The organism is Parapedobacter indicus, from assembly GCF_900113765.1.
Lineage (GTDB): Bacteria > Bacteroidota > Bacteroidia > Sphingobacteriales > Sphingobacteriaceae > Parapedobacter > Parapedobacter indicus.
This window is the reverse complement of sequence record NZ_FOQO01000009.1, coordinates 227,937-249,265: the sequence shown is the minus strand read 5'-3', so window position 1 is coordinate 249,265 and position 21,329 is coordinate 227,937. Positions and strand designations below refer to the sequence as shown.

The window sequence follows — 21,329 nt, the reverse complement described above, 5'->3', positions numbered from 1 at the left end:
CTAGTTGAATTATTACCTTTGTCCGATTACCGCTGGGATTTGAACAAGCAGAAAAATATCATTCGGTTTGCATTAGTTGCAGGCATTTTGCTGATGCTTGTGAAATTCGCCGCCTATTTGCTTACCAGTTCCAATGCCATATTAACCGATGCGATGGAAAGCATCGTGAATGTGGTAGCTTCCGGGTTTGCGTTTTACAGCATTCACCTTGCTGCCCGTCCAAAAGACCAAAATCACCCATATGGACATGGGAAAGTTGAATTCTTTTCCGTTTTTCTGGAAGGGGGACTGATTTTTATCGCCGGGGTGCTGATTCTTGGCAAGGCGGTATATAACCTGTTTTTTCCTGAGACGCTGGGCAACCTGCTGGAAGGAATCGGACTGATCGCGTTCACCGGTGTGGTCAATTTTGTGCTCGGCACCTATATGGTGAAGCAGAGTGATCACTTGAATTCGCTGACGTTGCATGCCGATGGAAAACACTTGCAGACCGATGCGTATAGTACCGTGGGATTGTTGGCTGGGCTTATCATCATGTATTACACCGGGTGGGTTTGGATTGATACGGTCTTGTCTTTGGGACTGGGTGCGTTTATCCTATTCAGTGGCTATAAATTGCTTCGGAAATCCATTGGAGGATTAATGGATGAATCAGATGCTGAGCTGGTAGAGAAGGTCGCACACATTTTACAGAAAAACCGGAAAGATGATTGGATTGATGTGCACAACCTGCGTGTGCAACGTTATGGCCATGAATTGCATATCGATTGCCATGTTACGTTACCCAATTACTATAATCTAAATAAAGTACATGACGAGGTATCGGCATTTGATCGGTTGATTAATAATAATTTACATGCAAATACAGAGTTATTTGTTCATGCAGATCCCTGTATCCCTACCTGTTGCCATTATTGCCGTCTCAAGGATTGTCCGATCCGTAGTGAACCCCAACGCAGGGATGTCCGTTGGGACCAGGAGAATATCAGCGAGAACAAAAAGCATTTCTAATCATTCCTCCTGAAGTTTTTGTTTATAAGATTTCAATTTCTTTTTTTGGCCTTCAGGTAACTCCGGGAATTCAGGTTCCATTTGTGCCAGCGTTTCCACGATAATTTTTCCAACAGCATACCGGGCGAACCATTTTTTGTCGGCCGGAATGATGTACCAGGGCGAAGCTGGGGTTGCTGTGGCGGCGATGGCAGTTTCATACGCGTTCATATAATCGTTCCAATGAGAGCGTTCTTCCACATCGGTTGCGGAAAATTTCCAATTCTTGTATTTTTCTTCGATACGATCAAGAAAACGCTTCTTTTGCTCTTCTTTGGATACGTGAAGAAAAAATTTGATAATTTTGGTGCCATTGCGGTGCAAATGTGCCTCAAACTGACGGATGCTCTCGAAGCGATTTTCCCAAAAGTCTGTATCGAAATCAGCCACATTCCGGTAGCCCGGGATCCGTTCGGATAGGTTGTACTCGGGGTGCACCTTACATACCAGTACATATTCATAATGTGATCGGTTATGGATACCGATGCGCCCTCTTTCAGGCAGCGCTTTGTAATGTCGCCAGAGGAAATCATGTTCGTAATCGTTGCTGGTAGGCTGCTTGAAACTAAATACCTGGCATCCCTGCGGATTGACGCCGCTCATGACGTGTTCGATGGCGCTGTCTTTGCCCGCAGCGTCCATGGCTTGAAGAATGATCAATAAGCTTTGGGAATCTTCGGCATACAGCCGCTCCTGATACTCGTTGAGCTCGGCTTGAAAATCCGTCAAATCAGCTAATGCTTCTTTTTTTTCCATGGATCCAGAGTCGTCCGTTTTGTAATTTTCCAGATTAAATGACTCTCCGGACGTCACACCAAATTTTTCAATGACATTTGCCATAAAGAATGAGTGAAAGTAAACAGGTTGCAAAATAAGATTTTATAGAAATAATACAATGAAATTGTAGCACAAACTGTTGGCCAACCGTATAGTATGTCAAAACATTTCTTCATCTTTACCGGATGTTTAAGGAAATACGCAATCGTTACATACGCTATGCTGTTATCATTATTTATTCCTTGATAATGCTTATATGTGCGGTGGAGGTAAATTTCTTGTGGCTATTTGGCTATTCCCCAACATCCAGGGATATTAGCAAACCCATCCAAAGCATCGCATCTGAAGTGTATACCGCTGATAGTGTTCTTATCGGTCGGTATTTCGAAGAAGACCGATCGCCGGTACCCTACGACAGCATTTCGCCGGATGTTGTCAACGCATTGATTGCAACCGAAGACATCCGCTTTTTCAAGCATCATGGAGTGGATTTCTGGGCCATCTTTTCAAGTATTGTCTCTACTGCACAGGGTGATCGGAGGGGCGGCAGTACCATTACCCAGCAACTGGCAAAGAATCTATACCGGACCCGGTATAACCAATCGATTGGGCTGTTGGGAGAAATACCCGGAGTCCATATTTTGGTAGTCAAGTTTAAAGAATGGATGACAGCCTATAAACTTGAGAGCCAATACACCAAAAAAGAGATTATCACCATGTACCTGAACACAGTGTCGTTCAGTAATAATGCCTACGGAATAAAAACGGTGGCCCGTCGATATTTCAGTAAGGAGGCCGGAGACTTAACTGCCGCTGAAGCAGCAGTGCTTATTGGCATGTTAAAAGGGACTACGCTCTATAATCCAATTCGCAATCCTGACCGGTCGCAGGAACGGCGTAATGTTGTGCTCACCCAAATGCATAAAGCTGGTTTTCTTTCCGATATAACATATAATGATGCCAAAAATGCTGCGTTGGGACTGCGGCCAGGGGAAATTGACGAGCTGGGTAGCGGTGATTCCTATTTGCGTACGGCAGTCGAACGGTGGCTTGTTTCTTGGTGCGAAGAGAACGGATATGATATTTACGTCGATGGCCTGAAGATTTATACAACCATCGATTCACGCGTACAGCAGCATGCCGAAGATGCCGTGTCCGAACAAATGAAACCCTTGCAGCAACGGCTGGAAAATGCCTGGCAGGGCGAGCAACCCTGGCGGGATGCCGAAGGCAATGTGATCGATGGCTTTTTGGAGAAATTAGCTGAACGGACACCCTACTATCAGCAGTTGGTAGAGAAGTACGCGGATAACCGCGACAGCATATACTACTACCTGAATCTCCCCAAGACGATGGAAGTATTTACCTGGGAGGGACCTAAGGAAGTACACTATTCGACGTTGGATTCGTTGGCGCATTATGCCACAATGCTCAACGCAGGATTAATGTCTATGGATCCATACAACGGCGAAATCAAAGCTTGGGTGGGCGGAATTAACCACCATTATTACAAATATGACCACGTTTTTCAATCCAAACGCCAAGCCGGTTCTACCTTCAAACCATTTGCCTATCTAGCAGCATTGGAAGCGGGGAAGTCCCCTTGCGATAAGTATACGGATAAATTTGTGCGCATTGTTTACACAGAAAATGGGGAAGAGAAAATCTGGGAACCTAAAAATGCAGACTGGGTATTCAGTGGCCGGGAAATGTCTCTTCGCTGGGCTATGGGGCGGTCTGTCAATTCAATCACTGCACAGATAACCGAAGAAGTAGGGTGGGACAAGGTGGTCGATGCCGCCCACCGTTGTGGGATAACCAGCCCGTTGGCTTCCGTCCCTTCCGTAAGCTTGGGATCCAATGATGTTAGCGTGTTTGAAATGGTAAATGCCTATGCCACGTTTATGAATAGAGGGAGACGTGTTGAGCCGGTACTCGTTTCGAAAATAGTAGATTATCATGGGAAAACAGTAGCTACATTTAAAACAACTGCTTCACAGGCTATCAGCGAAGAAGTTGCCTGGTTGATGGGGTACATGCTTCGGGGAAGTATGGAAGAGCCCGAAGGCACATCCCAAGGGTTGTGGGAATGGGATCTGTGGAAAAATAATAACCAGATTGGAGGTAAAACGGGAACTTCTTCCGATTATGTTGATGGATGGTACATGGGGGTAACAAAAGATCTGGTTACTGGCGTCTGGATCGGCTGCGACGAACGGAGCATTCATTTTAGAAATTCACAGACCGGTGAGGGTTCCCGTACGGCTTTGCCCGTATTTGGAAGATTTATGGAGCGTGTTTATCACGACGATTCGCTCGCGTATGGATACGGCCCATTTCCTGATGCAACCGTGGCGATAACCCGGAAGTATAATTGCCCAAGCCCCCGTACGCCGCGTCCGGATAGTCTGTCGCTGGACAGCCTTGCGCCGCTCCGTCTACCTGACACGCCATTGGAGATACCCACAGATATCGAGGAGATCGAAAAACAATTGGAAATTGTTGCACCAACACCGCCAGAAAATAGAACCGAGTGACACACAAGGAAATGATTATCTTCGATGAGCTCGCAAGCTCGGTTATTTACTCGAGCTCTCATCAGCTAATAAAAAATAGATGAAAATAACGAAAAATAATATGTTGCCAGTAATTAAACTTTTTCACCGATATTCGTTCTAATTTTACAAAGTATTATACACCCATTTTCCATGACTTACCTTAATCGATTTGTCCGGCTTGTTGCGTTGAATGTCTTTGGTCTTATGATCGTCAGCTTAACCGCAGTGAACGTCCATGCCCAATATTTTGGTCAAAATAAAATGCGGTATAAATCCCTTAAATTCAAAGTGTATGAAACGCCACACTTCAATCTCCATTATTACCTTCAAAATGATTCGATGGTTAGGTGGATCGCCAAAGACGCAGAAGTGTGGTATGAGTTGCATCAGCAAGTGTTCAGGGATACTTTCTCAAGGAAAAATCCACTTATTTTATATAGTAACCATCCAGAATTCCAGCAAACCACGGCGATACAAGGTGAAATAAGTGTGGGAACCGGTGGGGTTACGGAAGCCTTCAAAAATCGGGTCGTCTTTCCGGTGATGCAGATCAATCACCAAACCCGACATGTGCTAGGGCACGAGTTGGTGCATGCTTTCCAATATAGGGTCTTGATCGAAGGTGGGGACTCCACGCGCTTGGAAAATATCGGAAATATTCCATTGTGGATGGTGGAGGGAATGGCCGAGTATTTTTCTATCGGAAAGAAAGATGCATTTACGGCAATGTGGATGCGCGATGCTTATTTGAACCATAACATACCGTCGTTGCGTGCGATGACTGAAAATCCGAACCAATATTTCCCATATCGTTACGGGCAGGCTTTTTGGGCATATCTCGGATCCACGTATGGAGATACCGTTATTATGCCATTGTTCAAAGCCACCGCCATGTATGGATACGAATTGGGCATCAGACGTGTATTTGGGTATGATGCGCAAACACTTTCCAATCTGTGGAGAAATACCATGGAAAACGCGTATAGCAGTTTGCCCGTTGATACCGCGGTGACGCCGGTGGGACGATCGGTTATCAACAGCAGCAATTCCGGGCGTATGAATGTGTCCCCAGCAATCTCCCCCGATGGGAAACATATGGCATTTTTGTCTGAAAAAAATCTATTCAGCATTGACTTGTTTCTGGCTGATGCCCACACAGGTGGAAATATTCGCAAGCTAAGCAGTAAACTGACTAATGAAGATATCGATGAATATAGCTTTATCGAATCTTCCGGTGCATTTTCTCCTGACAGCCGCAAGTTCGCCTTCAGCGTGTTCAGCCGGGGCAAAAGCAAACTGATGGTCGTCGATGTGGAAACAGGCAGGGAATTGGTGTTGGCAGCGATGGGTGACATTACTGAGTTTGCCAACATCGCGTGGTCGCCCGATGGAGAAACCGTTGCGTTTTCGGGATTGAAGAACGGCTACAGCGATATTTATCTCTATAACATCGCAGCAAAACAACTTAAGCAACTGACAAACGACGGATATTCAGATTACCAACCTAGCTTTTCGCGTGACGGAAAGCGAATTGTATTTAGTACAGACCGCGTGTCACTTCAATCGGACTCCAGAAGTGTGGATATTCCGATGAATATGGCAATAATCGATTTGGGAACAAAAGAAATCACTAATATCAATGTATTTCAGGGAGCTAATAACTTAAATCCACAGTTTTCGGCAGATGACAGCCAAGTATATTTCCTATCCAATTGCGACGGTTTCCGTAACATGTATCGATATACACTGGAAAACGGCAAAGTAGAGCGATTAACTCAGTATTTTACCGGTATCAGCGGTATTACTGAGTATTCGCCGGCGCTAAGTCTATCGGCAAACGGGGATGTATTGTATTCCTATTTCCGCAACAACGCCTATTCGCTTTATTATGCCAAGGAAGACGAATTTAAAGCAGTCGAAGTTGATCCCTACGTAGTTAATTTTGACGCTGCGATGCTTCCTCCGCCGGAGAATCTCGGTGTGGACGTTGTCAATGCTAACCTGAATAATTTCAACCTTTTCCAGCGGATTGGAGATAATCGAATTTCTGACGTTCCGTATAAACCAAATTTTAAACTGGACTATTTGGCTAATAGCGGTATGGGGCTGGCTGTCGGTAGCCGGTACGGTGCAGGAATCGCCAGCGGTATCCAAGGCATGTTTTCGGATATTTTAGGGCACAATCAGATTTTTGCAGCATTATCCATTAATGGTGAGATTTATGATTTTGGGGGGCAGGTGGCTTATATTAACCAAAAAAGCCGAATCAATTGGGGTGGTGCAATTTCACACATTCCATATATGTCAGGATACTCTTTTTATAGCAATCGCGATGTGGGAAATGGGGAAGAACCCATTTTGGATACGTATATTATCCGGACATTCCAGCAACAAGCCGAGGCGTTCGGTGCCTATCCATTTTCCCGAAACCATCGATTTGAGGTAGGCGGGGCAATTGCCCGCTACAGTTACCGCGTGGATCGATGGTGGCAAAGCTACTATTACGGTTACGGGGGCAGAGATAAAGTTACAAACGATGAAGCAAGTGCACTATTCGGAGGTAATTTCAATGCATTTGTGATCCAGCAGGTGAACACATCTTTTGTGGGTGACAATGCAGTATTTGGCATCGCGGCGCCTTTGCAGGGATATCGTTATCGGGTGGGAGCCGAACAGTATTTCGGCGACTATAATTTTACGGCTTATACACTTGATGTACGCAAATATAATCGATATCAGCCCGTCACCATCGCCGCAAGGGCTTATACCTATATGCGCGCCGGCCGTCATGAGAATGCGCTTTACCCATTGTTCCTGGGATATCCACACCTAATCCGAGGGTACGAAAGTGCCTCATTCAGAAGCTCACAAGACGAGCGATTTAATTTTAATAGTCTGATGGGAACCCGTATCGCGGTGTTTAATTTTGAAGTGAGACTCCCATTCACCGGTCCTGAAAAATTGGCCGCCATACGGTCCGGAATGCTGTTTTCTGACTTGAATTTATTCTTCGATGCGGGTTTGGCTTGGAATAGTGATTCAAAAGTTGCGTTTCGCGGCACACCCAGATACGTGGAAACGATCCAAGGACCCGGTGGACAGGCAGTAGACGTCTACGAGCGCGTTCCTGCACTAAGTGCGGGCCTCTCTTTGCGTGTCAATCTGTTCGGAGCAATGATATTAGAACCCTATTATGCATTTCCGTTTCAGCGTACAGATGTACGTTTCGGGACATTTGGGCTTAATTTTGCGCCAGGTTGGTAGCGATTTAAGCCACCGCAAAAAGCTGGATTGTTGGTATGTCCATGCTACGTTAATAAGCAACGCGGGCACGAAGAGCGGTTGATTCCGGGCGAAGCAAAGTAAGCGCCGAAAACCCGGACAATTTGTTCGAAATATAGAAGCTTAAATTAATCCAGTTCGGATTGTGTTTGCGAATAAGACGTTCCTTTTGCATGCGTGTATATTGGCTCAATTCCTGAAATCTTTTGAGCGCCATTTCCTCGGAGGGCAGTAATTCCTGATACACTATCCGGGAAACTTTTGAACATGAATCAACGAAAAAACCTGAAAGGCTTTTATACGCGTCTGTAGCCTCGTTAAGGTCGTTTGTCATCCCCACATGTAGGTAAGTGCGGTTGCAATCGGTCAGAATATAAATGTAGGTCTTCATTGTGTGAAAAAATATTTACTGATTATTTTTTGTACTTAAATATTAATTGCTAACTTTATTGGCACAATAATACTAATTAATTTAGTTGTTTCAAATTTATTTTAAATTTTATGTCTACGATTGCTAACAATCTTAAATACCTTCGTAAAAAGAAGAAGCTTACCCAGCAACAATTTGCGGATGAAATGGGGATTAAGCGCGCATCTGTTGGGGCCTACGAGGAAAGCCGGGCTGATCCTAAATACGAATTACTAAAGAAAATTGCTGATTTCTATGAACTCACGATGGACGAACTGGCAAATGAGACAATCAACGATAAATGGAAGCCCACACCGCGAGGCAACGCGGCCAATGTGAGGGTATTAAGTATTACAGTAGATGGCGACGATCGGGAAAATATCCAGTTGGTACCTGTAAAGGCTAGTGCAGGATACCTAAACGGCTATTCGGACCCAGAATATGTTGCCGAATTACCCAGATTCAGTTTGCCAATGTTTCGGCAGGGCACTTACCGAGCCTTTGAGATCAAAGGAGATTCCATGTTGCCCTTGCAACCCGGAAGTGTAGTAATTGCGGAATATCTCGAAAATTGGAATGAAATAAAACCCGGGCAGACGTATGTGGTCATATCCCGCAACGACGGTGTTGTGTATAAACGGATCGCATTTAAGTATAAGGAAGAAAAAGGATTAAAACTGGTATCCGACAACAAAACATACGAGCCTTATTGGGTTCCGGCTGCCGATATTCTGGAAATATGGCGGGCAAAAGCATATATCAGCACCCAATTGCCAGAACCCAATCCTGAACCTACGATGGAAACGTTGACAACCATGATGGCCCAGATGCAGAAAACCATTAGTAACGTAGTGGATAAGCGCGATTCGTAGGATTTTAGATTTTTATTTTTCAAAGGTTTTACATATCTTTGCATCATCTTGGAAGAGAGGGGACAGCAATAGTCCCCTTTTTTCATGGTTTTCATTGTAAGCGAATGGCAGTATCCATAGAAGATAGGGTTAAAGCATTGGTGGAGGCAAAAATTGCCGACCGGGAAGATCTGTTTTTGGTAGGGGTGAAAATGCACCCGGGTGGCCGATTGGAAGTGTTGGTAGATGGTGATACCGGCGTGGGTATACAGGAATGTGCTGAAATTAGTCGTTACCTGGGGTTTCAACTGGAAGAGGAAGATGCCATCTCTCATGCCTATCGGTTGGAAGTTTCTTCACCCGGTATCGATGCGCCTCTTGTTTCAATGCGGCAGTACCCAAGAAATGTGGGCAGGAATGTGCAGGTTTTGTTACATGAGGGGATAACAAAAGAAGGCGAATTGATGGAGATTACCGAGGAACACATTATTATTAAGGAAAAAATAAAGGAAAAAGGGAAGAAGGCTGTCGAACACCAAAGCACAATTCCGTTTGGAGCTATTAAGACAACAAAGGTGTTAATTTCGTTTAAATAAAAATGAGCAATAATATCAATTTAATTGACTCTTTTCAAGAATTTAAAGAGTTCAAAAACATCGACCGCCCTACTGTCATCAGTGTGTTGGAAGAGGTTTTCCGAAGCATGATTCGCAGAAAATATGGGGCCGACGAAAATTGTGACGTCATTGTCAATCCGGATAACGGCGACTTGGAAATTTGGCGTACAAGGGTTGTCGTTGAAGATGGTTTTTCCGAGGACGATGACTTGGAAATCGAATTGGCCGATGCGCGGAAATACGATCCGGATTTGGAGGTAGGCGACGATTATATCGAAGAAATTACGTTGGAAAGCTTCGGCCGCAGAGCCATCTTGGCTGCGCGGCAGACGCTCGTTTCAAAGATTTTGGAATTAGAGAAAGACGAGGTCTTCAAGAAATACAAAGACCGGGAGGGAGAGCTGATTACAGGTGAGGTTTATCAGATATGGAAGAAGGAAACATTAGTGCTGGATGACGATGGAAACGAATTGATCCTGCCGAAAACAGAACAAATTCCGGCAGATTATTTCAAGAAGGGCGATAGTATCCGGGCGGTGGTTCATAAGGTTGAGATGGTGAATGCCAATCCTCGGATTATTATATCACGTACCGCTCCCGAATTTTTACAACGCTTGTTTGAATTGGAGGTTCCGGAAATATTTGACGGGCTGATCACCATTCGGAAAATTGTGCGCGAGCCCGGCGAGCGAGCTAAAGTGGCGGTAGAATCGTATGATGACCGTATTGACCCTGTTGGTGCGTGCGTAGGTATGAAAGGGTCTCGTATCCATGGCATTGTCCGTGAATTGAGGAATGAAAATATCGACGTGATTAACTTTACGAATAATACGCAACTGTATATACAGCGGGCGTTGAGCCCGGCCCGTATCGGTTCAATTAAGTTGGATGACGAACACAAAACAGCGGCCGTATATCTCAAATCTGATCAAGTTTCGCTGGCAATCGGCCGCGGCGGGCATAACATCAAGCTTGCAGGAAAGCTGACGGGTTATGAAATTGACGTATACCGGGAAGCGGAAGAGGTAGAAGAAGATGTGGATATCGAAGAGTTTGCAGATGAAATTGATGGCTGGATCATCGATGAACTGAAGCGCGTTGGCTTAGATACTGCCAAGTCTGTGCTGGCACTCTCTGTCGATGATTTGGTGAGGCGTACGGATTTAGAAGAAAATACGATCCATGAGATCATTCAGGTATTGCAAGCAGAATTTGAATGATCGGATCGAGGAGAAGGACTTACAGAAGGATGCTTTTTTAATTATTTGCCAATAAACGCTTAAAAAAATATACTTTTGTATCGATACAAAACAGGAGATAAAGAAATTAAATGTCAGAAGGAAAGAGCATAACATTGCTGAAAGCAGCAAAAGAATTGAACATTGGTATTGGTACCGCTGTGGATTTTCTGGTTAAAAATGGTTACGATGTTGAACCCAAACCGGGAACTAAATTGGATAGCGATACCTACGATGTTCTGTTACGGGAATTCCAGGGTGATAAGATTGTGAAGGAAGAGGCCAATCAGATTATCATTGGCAAGATCCGCCGTGAAGAGTCTCCTGCTGAACCTGTTATGCCCAAACCGCAACGAGATAACGATGCTGAGGAGATTTTGATAAAGAATACGGGCGCATTTACGCCCGATCTTCGGCAAGCGACTGAACCGGAAAAAGAACCTGTGGAAGCTGACGAAAAGCCGCATGTGTCTGGCATGAAGATCGTTGGCAAGATCGATTTGGATAATCTGCGTAGAGGAAGATCCCAGAAGGAAAGTCCAAAGGAGGATAAAGAAGAGGAAAAGAAAGCGCCTGTTCAGCAGCCGGAGGAACCGACGGTAAAAGAAGAGCCTGTGCTGGAACAACCCCCACAGACCCCGGTCGAACAACCGCAAGAAAAAGAAGCGGAAGCGGAAAAGCCTATTGCGGAAGAAACTCAACCTGTAGCTACTGAAAAAGCTAAACAGGAAGATAAACAGGATGTAGTACCGCAAACTCCGCCGAAGGCGAAAGAGCAAACGCCTGAACCACAGAACGAAGTGATACGAGCACGTGCACAGCGTTTAGCGGGGCCAAACGTGGTTGGACGTATTGATTTGGCTGCTCACCAACCCAAAGAAAAGCCGGTCGCCTCTTCGTCCAGTTCATCGGGTGTTACTGCACATGACCACAAGCGTAAACGCAAGCGCAAAGATAAATCGGGCCCACCCCAGCGCCCGGGGACCAATGTGCCTCCCCAAGGAGGAGGTAAGGGACGCCCAGACTTTAAAGGTAAACCCAGGCATGCCGCCGAAACCAGGGAAGAACCGTCTGAAAAAGAGATACAGGACCAAATAAAAGCAACGTTAGCGCGTCTTAGCGGAGCTGGAAAGTCGGGCAAATTTGCCCAACGGGCAAAACTCCGCCGCCAAAAGCGCGACGATATTGCACACTCGGCTGAGGAAGCAGCATTGGAACAAGAGATGATGTCCAAAGTGTTAAAGGTGACCGAATTTGTGACGGCAAATGACCTGGCTAATATGATGGGGGTGCCTGTAACACAGATTATTGCGACATGTATGAGTCTTGGCCTATTCGTATCTATTAATCAGCGCCTGGATGCGGAAACTATTGCGATTGTGGCCGACGAATTTGGGTATGAAATCGAATTTGTCAAACCAGAAGACGAAGAAAATACAGAACTGGAGGAGCCGGATAATCCAGCTAATTTGGTGCCACGCGCACCTATAGTAACCGTTATGGGGCACGTAGACCACGGTAAAACCTCTTTGCTTGACTACGTTCGTAAAACAAATGTTATTGCCGGTGAAGCGGGTGGTATAACGCAACACATCGGAGCGTATGAAGTGACATTGGATGACGGACGAAAAATTACCTTCCTGGATACTCCGGGACACGAAGCCTTTACTGCCATGCGTGCACGCGGCGCACAGGTAACGGATATCGCCATCATTGTGATCGCAGCGGATGATGCGGTGATGCCACAAACAAGAGAGGCAATTAATCATGCGCAGGCAGCAGGTGTTCCGATCGTATTTGCATTTACCAAAATCGACAAACCAGGTGCGAATGCGGACAAAATCCGTGAGCAGCTTTCCGCGATGAATATTTTGGTGGAAGACTGGGGAGGCAAATATCAATGTCAGGAAATATCCGGTAAAACAGGACAAAATGTGGATATGCTCCTGGAGAAAGTTTTGCTTGAAGCCGAACTGCTTGAATTGAAGGCGGATCCGAAGAAACGTGCGGTTGGTTCGGTTATTGAGGCCAGCCTTGACAAGGGCAGGGGTATCGTTACCACAGTATTGATTCTCTCCGGAACACTTCGGGTAGGTGGTGCCATATTAGCGGGTTCCCACAGTGGTAAAGTGAAAGCCCTCCACAATGAACGTGGACAAAAAGTTATTGAAGCCGGTCCGTCCACTCCCGTGCAAATATTAGGCATGGCCGGTGCACCAACCGCCGGAGATAAATTTTATGAGATGGAGAGCGAAGTCGAGGCACGGCAAGTGGCAAACAAAAGACTTCAGTTACAACGCGAACAAGGACTGCGTACACAGAAGCATATTACGTTGGATGAAATCGGTAGGCGTCTGGCCATCGGTAATTTCAAGGAACTTAACGTGATTGTTAAAGGTGATGTGGACGGTTCAATCGAAGCGCTATCTGACTCATTACTTAAGCTTTCGACCGAAGAAATCCAGGTGAACGTCATCCATAAATCCGTTGGACAGATTTCTGAATCTGATGTACTATTGGCTTCGGCCTCGGATGCAATTATTATCGGATTCCAGGTTAGGCCGTCTACGGGCGCCCGTAAACTGGCTGAACACGAACAGATTGATATTCGTCTATATTCAATTATCTACGATGCAATCGAGGAAGTCAAAGCAGCCATGGAAGGAATGCTGGAGCCCAAGTATGAAGAAAAGATTGTGGCCAACGTAGAAATCCGCGAAACCTTTAAAATCAGTAAAGTAGGAACCATTGCGGGTTGTATGGTATTGGATGGTAAAATTAACCGTAATCATAACATCCGCGTGATACGCGACGGAGTAGTGGTCTATACTGGGCATTTGGCATCACTCAAACGATTCAAAGACGATGTAAAGGAAGTGTCGTCAGGTTATGAATGCGGATTAAATATTCAGAATTTCAACGATATAAAAGTAGGGGATATTATAGAAGCCTACGAACAAGTTGAAGTGAAACGTAAACTCTAACCACTAGCTGTATTACAAAAAAAATGCCATCGCTCGCATCACAACGTTGATGCGAGCTTTTTTTTATCAGGGTGACCCCAATCTCCGCTAACCGATTTTCAAAAAGTTTTCCACATGAAGAAATTATCCATAGTGTATTATTTACACGGTATATGCGGTTTTTTTGTGTTATAAGGATGTTTTTTGTACTAAATTGGGAGATGGGTATAAGTTAAAAAAAGGGTTACATTTTGCATTTAAACAAAAAGACACTAAATTCAGCCACCAATTTTGATTGATTATAACTGGAATGTCTGTTAAATCCTTATTTTTCACCGGCTTGTTTTTGACAAGTCATGCAATAGCTCAAGAAGATTTTAAATCGTACACACAAAAAGTTGAGGGTACTACCCTCAATTTCACAATGGAGGCGATTCCGGGCGGGGAATTTTCGATGGGAAGTCAAAAAGGGAATCCGGATGAGCAGCCGGTGCACCAAGTAAAGATAGCTCCTTTTTGGATGGGAACATACGAGGTTACCTGGAATCTGTTCGAACCCTTTGTATATAAAGATTTCGAACGAGTACGGAGCGGAGGAAGTATTCCGCCGGAAGTTGATGCGGTTACCCGTCCGACAAAGCCTTATCTGGATATGACCTTTGGCATGGGAAAGGACGGCCATCCTGCACTGGCGATGACCCAATATAACGCTATTCAATTCTGTAAATGGTTGTACGTGCGTACAGGTGTATTTTACCGGCTGCCTACGGAAGCAGAATGGGAATACGCTTGCCGGGCCGGAAGCAGTACGGAATACTATTTTGGTGATGATGCTTCCCGATTGGACGAATATGCGTGGTATAAAGGCAACAGTGACAGTAAAACCCATGAGGTAGGGCAAAAACAGCCTAACGCCTGGGGACTCTTTGACATGCATGGCAATGTCGCGGAATGGACATACGACCAATATGTCGAAGATTTTTACCAACAATTTGAAGGGAAGGTCGCAGACAATCCAATTGCTGTTCCAGAGAAACTTTATCCGCATGCAATCCGGGGTGGATCATTTGAAGACGACGCCAAGGATGTACGATCGGCGTCGCGTTTGCCTTCCGATCCTTTTTGGAAACAATTGGATCCCCAAATACCAAAAAGCAATTGGTGGTTTCCCGAAGCACCTTTTATAGGTGTTCGCTTGGTACGGCCGTTAAATCCACCATCAGACGCAGAGATCATGGCGTACTATGACAAAGCACCGATAGAAGATTATTGAGTATTAACCATTAGATAAACTAACACAAGATGGATAAAAAAAGCGTAGGCGGACAACGCCGGGATTTTCTGAAGACTTCGGCCGTATTGGCCGGTGGTGCCGTGCTCAGTGGGATGCCTTTCATGGGTGCGCACGCGAGTGTCGATGATACGATTAAAGTGGTACTGGTCGGATGCGGAGGCCGGGGTACAGGCGCAACATTTAATGCGCTGGCGTCGGGAGCCAATATCAAGATTGTAGCGCTTGCAGATGCCTTTAGAGACCGGTTGGACGAAGCGTACAAGAAACTATCCGAACGTCACGCGGACAAGCTGGATGTGCCTGAGGACCGTAAATTCGTCGGATTTGATGCATACCAAAAGGCGATTCCACTGGCTGACGTAGTTATTTTGGCTACTTCTCCTGGATTCAGACCCATTCATTTCGAAGAGGCGGTGCGGCAAGGTAAACATATCTTTATGGAAAAACCAGTTGCCACGGATATACCGGGCATACGGCGAGTGTTGGCAGCAGCAGAAGAGGCAAAACGTAAAAAGCTCAATGTGGTGGTGGGATTGCAGCGTCGTTATCAAGCTAATTACCGCGAAGCGATTAAGCGCATTCAGGATGGAGCCCTCGGTGATATTGTATCGGGCCAAGTATACTGGAACAGTGGCGGCGTGTGGGTACGTCCGCGTAAACCCGAACAAACCGAAATGGAATACCAAATGCGTAATTGGTATTATTTTAATTGGCTCTGTGGAGACCACATTGTGGAACAACATGTGCACAACATCGATGTTGCCAATTGGGTGAAAGGAAGTTACCCGGTATCTATCCAAGGTACCGGTAGTAGAGCATGGAGAAATGGAAAGGAATATGGTGAAATCTATGATAACCATGCCGTCGAACTTACCTATGCGGACGGCTCAGTCATATACAGCCAATGCCGCCATTTTGAAGGTACTTCCAACCGCGTGGATGAAACGTTTCAAGGAACAAAGGGACGAATCTATCTGTCTGCGGCAAATGATGCCACTCTATGGGATTCGAAAGGCAACGAACTTTATAACCACCCCAAGCGGGGCAACGCCAACCCTTATGAACAAGAACACGTAGAATTGTTCGATGCTATTGCCAAGGGCGAGTATAAATTTGATAACGCAGAGTACGGAGCTTATAGTACCCTTACGGGAATTATCGGTCGATTGGCAACTTATTCTGGCCAGGTTATCAAGTGGGATGATGCGCTGAAATCTAATGTGAACCTGATGCCCGAGCGCTTTGCCTGGGATGCTTTGCCGAAGGTCTTACCTGACGAAAATGGATTGTATCCTTACGCAATACCGGGTCAAACGGTTGTATTGTAGTGAAAGCCAAGTGGATATTTCTGATAATTGGTTTTGCCTGTCTTTTTTGGGCCGGCAAAACCACGGAAAACCTGAAAAAATACACGATTATAGGGTACGCGCAAGGCACAGATTACCTGATTACATACTATGCGACTGATAGCTGCATCCACAAAAACACCATAGATAGCACATTGAATGTCATTGATAGCTCGATGTCATTATATAAGCCTTATTCGCTTATTAACAAAATAAATGCTGGTGGACAAGGAGTTTTCGAACTGGATGACCATTTTTATAACGTACTAATAAAATCATTTGCGATAAAGCGGGACAGCAAAGGCATTTTTGATGTCACGGTCGCACCGTTGGTACAACTTTGGGGATTTGGGGTTAAGGCGGTTGACCACTTTCCAGATAGTGGTGAAGTACGCCAAGCGTTAGCTTGTACGGGGATGGATAAGATTAGGCTTAGAGGTCACCGTTTAGAAAAGAAAAGCCCATGTGTACAGATTGATTTGAATGGTATCGCCCAAGGATATAGCGTAGACGTACTAGCTGGGCTTTTGGAAGATCGAGGAATACGACATTATGTAGTGGAGCTCGGCGGCGAACTGCGGGTGAAGGGCCCCAAACCAGACGGCTTGCCCATGCGGATTGGAATTGAACGTCCCCTTGATGGAGAAAGCGGTGTTGTTACCATCAACGATGTGATGGAAATCCGTGAAGGGGCCATTACCACTGCCGGAAATTACCGGAAGTTTTTACAAGATGGTAAACGTAAGTTTTCGCACCACATCGATCCCAGGACGGGGTATCCATTTGATACCGGTATTATTAGTGCAACCATCTATGCCAAAGATGCGGTAACCGCGGATGGCTATGATAATGTAATTATGGCGATGGAAGCAGAAGAATCAATTACGTTCGTAAATAAGCGCAAAGGCTTGGAAGTTTTTGTGATTTACAAAGACACATCGGGGACGGTGCGCGACACCATGAGTATTGGATTTAAAAAACTATTAGCTATTAACAAATGAACAGAGCTGGATTTATCCGAAATTCACTGTTGGCAACAGGAGCGGTTGTCGGTGGTAACTCATTGTACGCGCAAGGAGATCGTACAATCAATGGGCAAGACAATAAGCCCTTCAATTTGAACTATGGCCCCCATCAGGGGCAGTTTGAGAATCACGCGGGAAAAAATATTCTTGACCAGATTCAGTTTGCTTACGATCATGGTTTCCGAGGAATCGAAGATAATGGATTTTCGGGTCGTTCGGTAGAGGAACAAGAGAAGATCGGTAAGTTATTAGCCAAATTGGGGATGGAAATGGGCGTGTTTGTTCTCAACAAGGGGGGCAACGGGGCCAATACCCTGACAGAGGGAAAGCAGGAATACGTGGATATTTTTTTGAAAGGATGCCACCAAGCGGTAGAATTAGCGAAGCGGTGTGGCGGCAAATTCACCACGGTTGTACCCGGGGATTTTACGCGTAAAATCCCGTTGGATATCCAAACGGCGAACGTAATTGAGGCCTTGCGCCGGGGCGCTGAAATATTGGAACCACACGGAATTGTGATGGTATTGGAACCGTTAAGTGATACCCCGGATCTGTTTTTGCGTACGTCCACTCAGACTTACCTGATTTGTAAGGGAGTGAACAGTCCCTCTTGCAAAATCCTGTACGACGTATATCACATGCAACGTAATGAGGGCGATCTCATTGCCAACATTGATCGTTGCTGGGATGAAATTGCGTATTTTCAAACGGGAGATAATCCCGGCAGACGTGAGCCGACAACGGGTGAAATCAATTACAAAAATTTGTTTAAGCATATTTATGATAAGGGCTATCGTGGCGTCGTCGGTATGGAGCACGGCAAATCCATGGCAGGCAAGGAAGGGGAAATGAAACTGATCGCTGCATACCGCGAAGTGGATAATTTTCTCCAGTAAATTATGAACGCAACCATAAGAATTAAACTTTCTTTTATGATGTTCCTCGAATTTTTCATTTGGGGAGCATGGTTCGTGACCTTGGGGACGTTTCTGAGCAGGAATCTCGGTACAACCGGATTTCAAACAAGTTTAGCTTTCCTGACCCAATCCATAGGTGCAATCATTGCGCCCTTTGTGATCGGTTTGATAGCGGACAAATTTTTCTCGGCACAACGGATACTTGGTGTGCTTCATCTTGCTGGGGCAATTTTGCTTTGGATTGCTTCCTCATCAACCACGTTTGATGGGTTGTTCCCCGTGATTGTCGTATATATGATTCTCTATATGCCCACATTGGCGTTGGTTAATTCTATTTCGTTTCGCCAGATGAAGGATCCGAGCAGGGAATTTTCCAGTATCCGGGTATTAGGTACGATTGGGTGGATTATTGCAGGACTGATCATTGGTTGGTTGGGCTGGGAACAAGCTAACCAACTTGCATTGACTTTTAAGATGGCAAGTGTGGCTTCTCTTATCTTAGGTCTATTCAGCTTTACGTTGCCGTCTACACCCCCGGTTAAAAAAGGTGAAAAAACTTCCATAAGTGAAATCCTGGGATTGGATGCGCTCCGCTTGCTTACGCATCGATCGTACCTGCTTTTCTTTCTCTCCTCCATCGCAATTTGCATCCCACTTCAATTCTATTATACATTCGCTAATCAGTTCTTCAATGAGGCCGGTATGAAAGCTGCGGCTGGCGTTCAATCGCTGGGGCAGGTTTCCGAAACATTGTTCATGTTGTTAATTCCGGTATTTTTTATCCGGTTAGGGGTAAAGAAAATGTTAGCCATAGGAATGCTTGCATGGGTACTTCGTTATGTGCTCTTTGCTTATGGCGATGCCGGCGCAAACTATTGGATGTTGATTACGGGAATTGCTTTACACGGAATTTGTTATGACTTTTTCTTTGTTACCGGTCAAATTTATACCGATAACCTGGCGGGTGAGAAGTTTAAATCTGCAGCACAGGGGTTGGTTACGTTAGCCACGTATGGAGTGGGTATGATGATCGGAGCTTTTGTGTCCGGTCCAATTGTGGATGCCTATACGATTGCTGGCGGCCATGACTGGAAGACGATTTGGCTAATTCCGGCAGGAATTGCATTGTTGGTGACCATTTTGTTCTTGCTTCTCTTTAGAGATAGCCAGCAAAACGGGAAAGTTATTCAACAAGCTTAATTCCGCAAAGTAACAATAAAAATTGAACAATAACGTCATTAATAGTACCTTTAATAAGCTAAAGGAAACAAATAAAGTAACTAAACAAAACTATAACAAACTATGGCAGATAATGTATATGATGCGATTGTTATCGGATCAGGAATTAGTGGCGGTTGGGCTGCGAAAGAATTAACGCAGAAGGGATTAAAGACCATTATGTTGGAACGTGGGCGAAATGTGGAACACGTAAAAGATTACCCGGCGGCAACGAAACATCCTTGGGAGTTTCCACACCGTGGTGGGCGCACGCAGCAGATGATCGAAGATTATCCGGTTTTGAGCAGAGATTATCCGCTTAATGAGAAAAATCTAGATTTTTGGGTCAATGAAAAAGAAAGCCCTTACGTAGAAGTAAAGCGTTTCGATTGGTATCGCGGATATCACGTCGGCGGTCGTTCGCTGATGTGGGGTCGGCAAAGCTACCGGTTTAGCGATTTGGATTTCGAAGCTAATCTGAAAGACGGACATGGCACCGACTGGCCTATCCGGTATAAAGACATTGCCCCATGGTACAGCTATGCGGAAAAGTGGGCCGGTATTAGTGGTAATCGTGACGGGTTGGATGTGCTCCCCGACGGCGATTTTCTTCCGCCCATGCAGATGAATGTGGTTGAAAAGGATCTCGCAGCCAGGATCAAAGAGCATTACAAAGGAAAACGCCATTTTATTATGGGGCGCGTAGCTAACCTCACTGCGCCTCACGAGGGACGGGTTAATTGCCAATACCAGAACCAATGCTGGTTGGGGTGTAATTTTGGCGCATATTTCAGCACACAATCGTCTACGTTGCCGGCAGCTGTGGCAACAGGCAACCTCACGCTTCGCCCATTTTCGATCGTTACACGTATCCTATATGATAAGGACACCAAGAAAGCCAAAGGAGTAGAAATACTGGATGCGGAAACCAATCAAACGTACGAGTATTTCGCAAAAATCGTATTCGTTTGTGCTTCTGCTTTTAATTCAACGTGGGTTTTAATGAATTCGGCCACCGACGTGTGGGAAGGCGGATTAGGTAGCAGCAGTGGCGAACTGGGACACAATGCCATGGACCATCATTTCCGCTGTGGCGCGAGAGGGCGGGTTGAAGGATACGAAGACAAATACTATTATGGCCGAAGAGCCAATGGACTTTACATTCCCAGATTCCGTAACGTTGGTGATGACAAACGCGATTACGTCCGCGGATTCGGTTATCAAGGATCTGCCAGTAGGGGCCGTTGGAGCGGAGAGGTCGCAGAGATGAGCATCGGGGGTGAATGGAAAGACGCGATGTGCGAACCAGGGGACTGGTCGGTAGGCTTTACAGCCTTTGGAGAAACCCTGCCATATCACGAAAATCGTATCTTCCTAGATAAAGAAGTGAAAGACAAATGGGGGTTGCCTGTGCTTGCAATGGATATGGAGATCAAGGAAAATGAGCATAAAATGCGTAAAGATATGATGGACGATTGCGCTGAGATGCTGGAAGTGGCTGGTGTAAAGGATGTTGCTACCTATGATAACGGATATGGTTTTGGTCAGGGTATTCACGAAATGGGTACGGCACGGATGGGAAGAGACCCCAAAACTTCGGTACTGAATGTCAATAATCAAGTGTGGGATGCGCCGAATGTCTTTGTGACAGACGGTGCTTGCATGACATCTGCAGCGTGCGTTAATCCGTCGCTTACTTATATGGCGCTAACCGCCCGGGCAGTGAATTTTGCAACACAAGAATTGAAAAAGGGAAACCTGTGATGCGTACGATATAACGCATG

14 protein-coding genes are annotated in these 21,329 nt (G+C 45.5%); 13 read left to right on the top strand and 1 reads right to left on the bottom strand.

The genetic code is table 11. The features are described from left to right. The first annotated feature begins 39 nt into the window (after positions 1–39). The gene (locus BMZ56_RS18515; protein WP_245893292.1) at positions 40–1,011 is read left to right on the top strand and encodes a cation diffusion facilitator family transporter; all 972 of its coding nucleotides are present in this window, start codon (positions 40–42) and stop codon (positions 1,009–1,011) included. Here BMZ56_RS18515 and BMZ56_RS18510 read toward each other — a convergent pair whose 3' ends face one another. After that, positions 1,012–1,890, bottom strand: a complete 879-nt coding sequence (locus BMZ56_RS18510; RefSeq protein WP_090629181.1) for a PPK2 family polyphosphate kinase — start codon at positions 1,888–1,890, stop codon at positions 1,012–1,014. 122 nt (positions 1,891–2,012) lie between these two features. On the opposite strand from BMZ56_RS18510, the gene BMZ56_RS18505 reads away from it, so the two are divergent. The 12 genes from BMZ56_RS18505 (at position 2,013) to BMZ56_RS18445 (ending at position 21,309) form a co-directional block, all read left to right on the top strand. Then, the gene (locus BMZ56_RS18505; RefSeq protein ID WP_090629180.1) at positions 2,013–4,364 is read left to right on the top strand and encodes a penicillin-binding protein 1A; all 2,352 of its coding nucleotides are present in this window, start codon (positions 2,013–2,015) and stop codon (positions 4,362–4,364) included. A gap of 171 nt (positions 4,365–4,535) precedes the next feature. Further along, positions 4,536–7,649, top strand: a complete 3,114-nt coding sequence (locus BMZ56_RS18500; protein ID WP_317048202.1) for a peptidase MA family metallohydrolase — start codon at positions 4,536–4,538, stop codon at positions 7,647–7,649. 519 nt (positions 7,650–8,168) lie between these two features. Further along, entirely contained in the window at positions 8,169–8,948 is a 780-nt protein-coding gene (locus BMZ56_RS18490; protein WP_090629175.1) for a LexA family transcriptional regulator, read from the top strand. Between the two features lie 104 nt (positions 8,949–9,052). Beyond that, the gene (rimP, locus tag BMZ56_RS18485; RefSeq protein WP_090629174.1) at positions 9,053–9,523 is read left to right on the top strand and encodes a ribosome assembly cofactor RimP; all 471 of its coding nucleotides are present in this window, start codon (positions 9,053–9,055) and stop codon (positions 9,521–9,523) included. A 2-nt stretch (positions 9,524–9,525) separates the two neighbouring features. Continuing rightward, entirely contained in the window at positions 9,526–10,764 is a 1,239-nt protein-coding gene (gene nusA, locus BMZ56_RS18480; RefSeq protein ID WP_090629172.1) for a transcription termination factor NusA, read from the top strand. 110 nt (positions 10,765–10,874) lie between these two features. Next, positions 10,875–13,766, top strand: coding sequence for a translation initiation factor IF-2 (infB, locus tag BMZ56_RS18475; RefSeq protein ID WP_090629170.1), 2,892 nt, complete (start codon positions 10,875–10,877; stop codon positions 13,764–13,766). A gap of 403 nt (positions 13,767–14,169) precedes the next feature. Continuing rightward, the gene (locus tag BMZ56_RS18470) at positions 14,170–15,018 is read left to right on the top strand and encodes a formylglycine-generating enzyme family protein (RefSeq protein WP_245893291.1); all 849 of its coding nucleotides are present in this window, start codon (positions 14,170–14,172) and stop codon (positions 15,016–15,018) included. Positions 15,019–15,047: 29 nt separating this feature from the next. Beyond that, positions 15,048–16,367 (top strand): Gfo/Idh/MocA family oxidoreductase, encoded by a 1,320-nt coding sequence (locus BMZ56_RS18465; protein WP_090629167.1) that lies wholly within the window; start codon positions 15,048–15,050, stop codon positions 16,365–16,367. Further along, positions 16,367–17,386: an FAD:protein FMN transferase gene (locus tag BMZ56_RS18460; protein WP_245893290.1), complete on the top strand. Its 1,020-nt coding sequence runs from the start codon at positions 16,367–16,369 to the stop codon at positions 17,384–17,386. Before BMZ56_RS18465 ends, BMZ56_RS18460 begins: the two co-directional genes overlap by 1 nt. Then, entirely contained in the window at positions 17,383–18,306 is a 924-nt protein-coding gene (locus BMZ56_RS18455; protein WP_090629165.1) for a hydroxypyruvate isomerase family protein, read from the top strand. The genes BMZ56_RS18460 and BMZ56_RS18455 overlap by 4 nt, the downstream gene beginning before the upstream one ends. A 3-nt stretch (positions 18,307–18,309) precedes the next feature. After that, positions 18,310–19,527: a nucleoside permease gene (locus BMZ56_RS18450; RefSeq protein WP_090629164.1), complete on the top strand. Its 1,218-nt coding sequence runs from the start codon at positions 18,310–18,312 to the stop codon at positions 19,525–19,527. A 102-nt stretch (positions 19,528–19,629) separates the two neighbouring features. Then, on the top strand, positions 19,630–21,309 hold the full coding sequence (locus BMZ56_RS18445) for a GMC oxidoreductase (protein ID WP_090629163.1): 1,680 nt from the start codon (positions 19,630–19,632) through the stop codon (positions 21,307–21,309). The last annotated feature ends 20 nt before the right edge of the window (positions 21,310–21,329 follow it).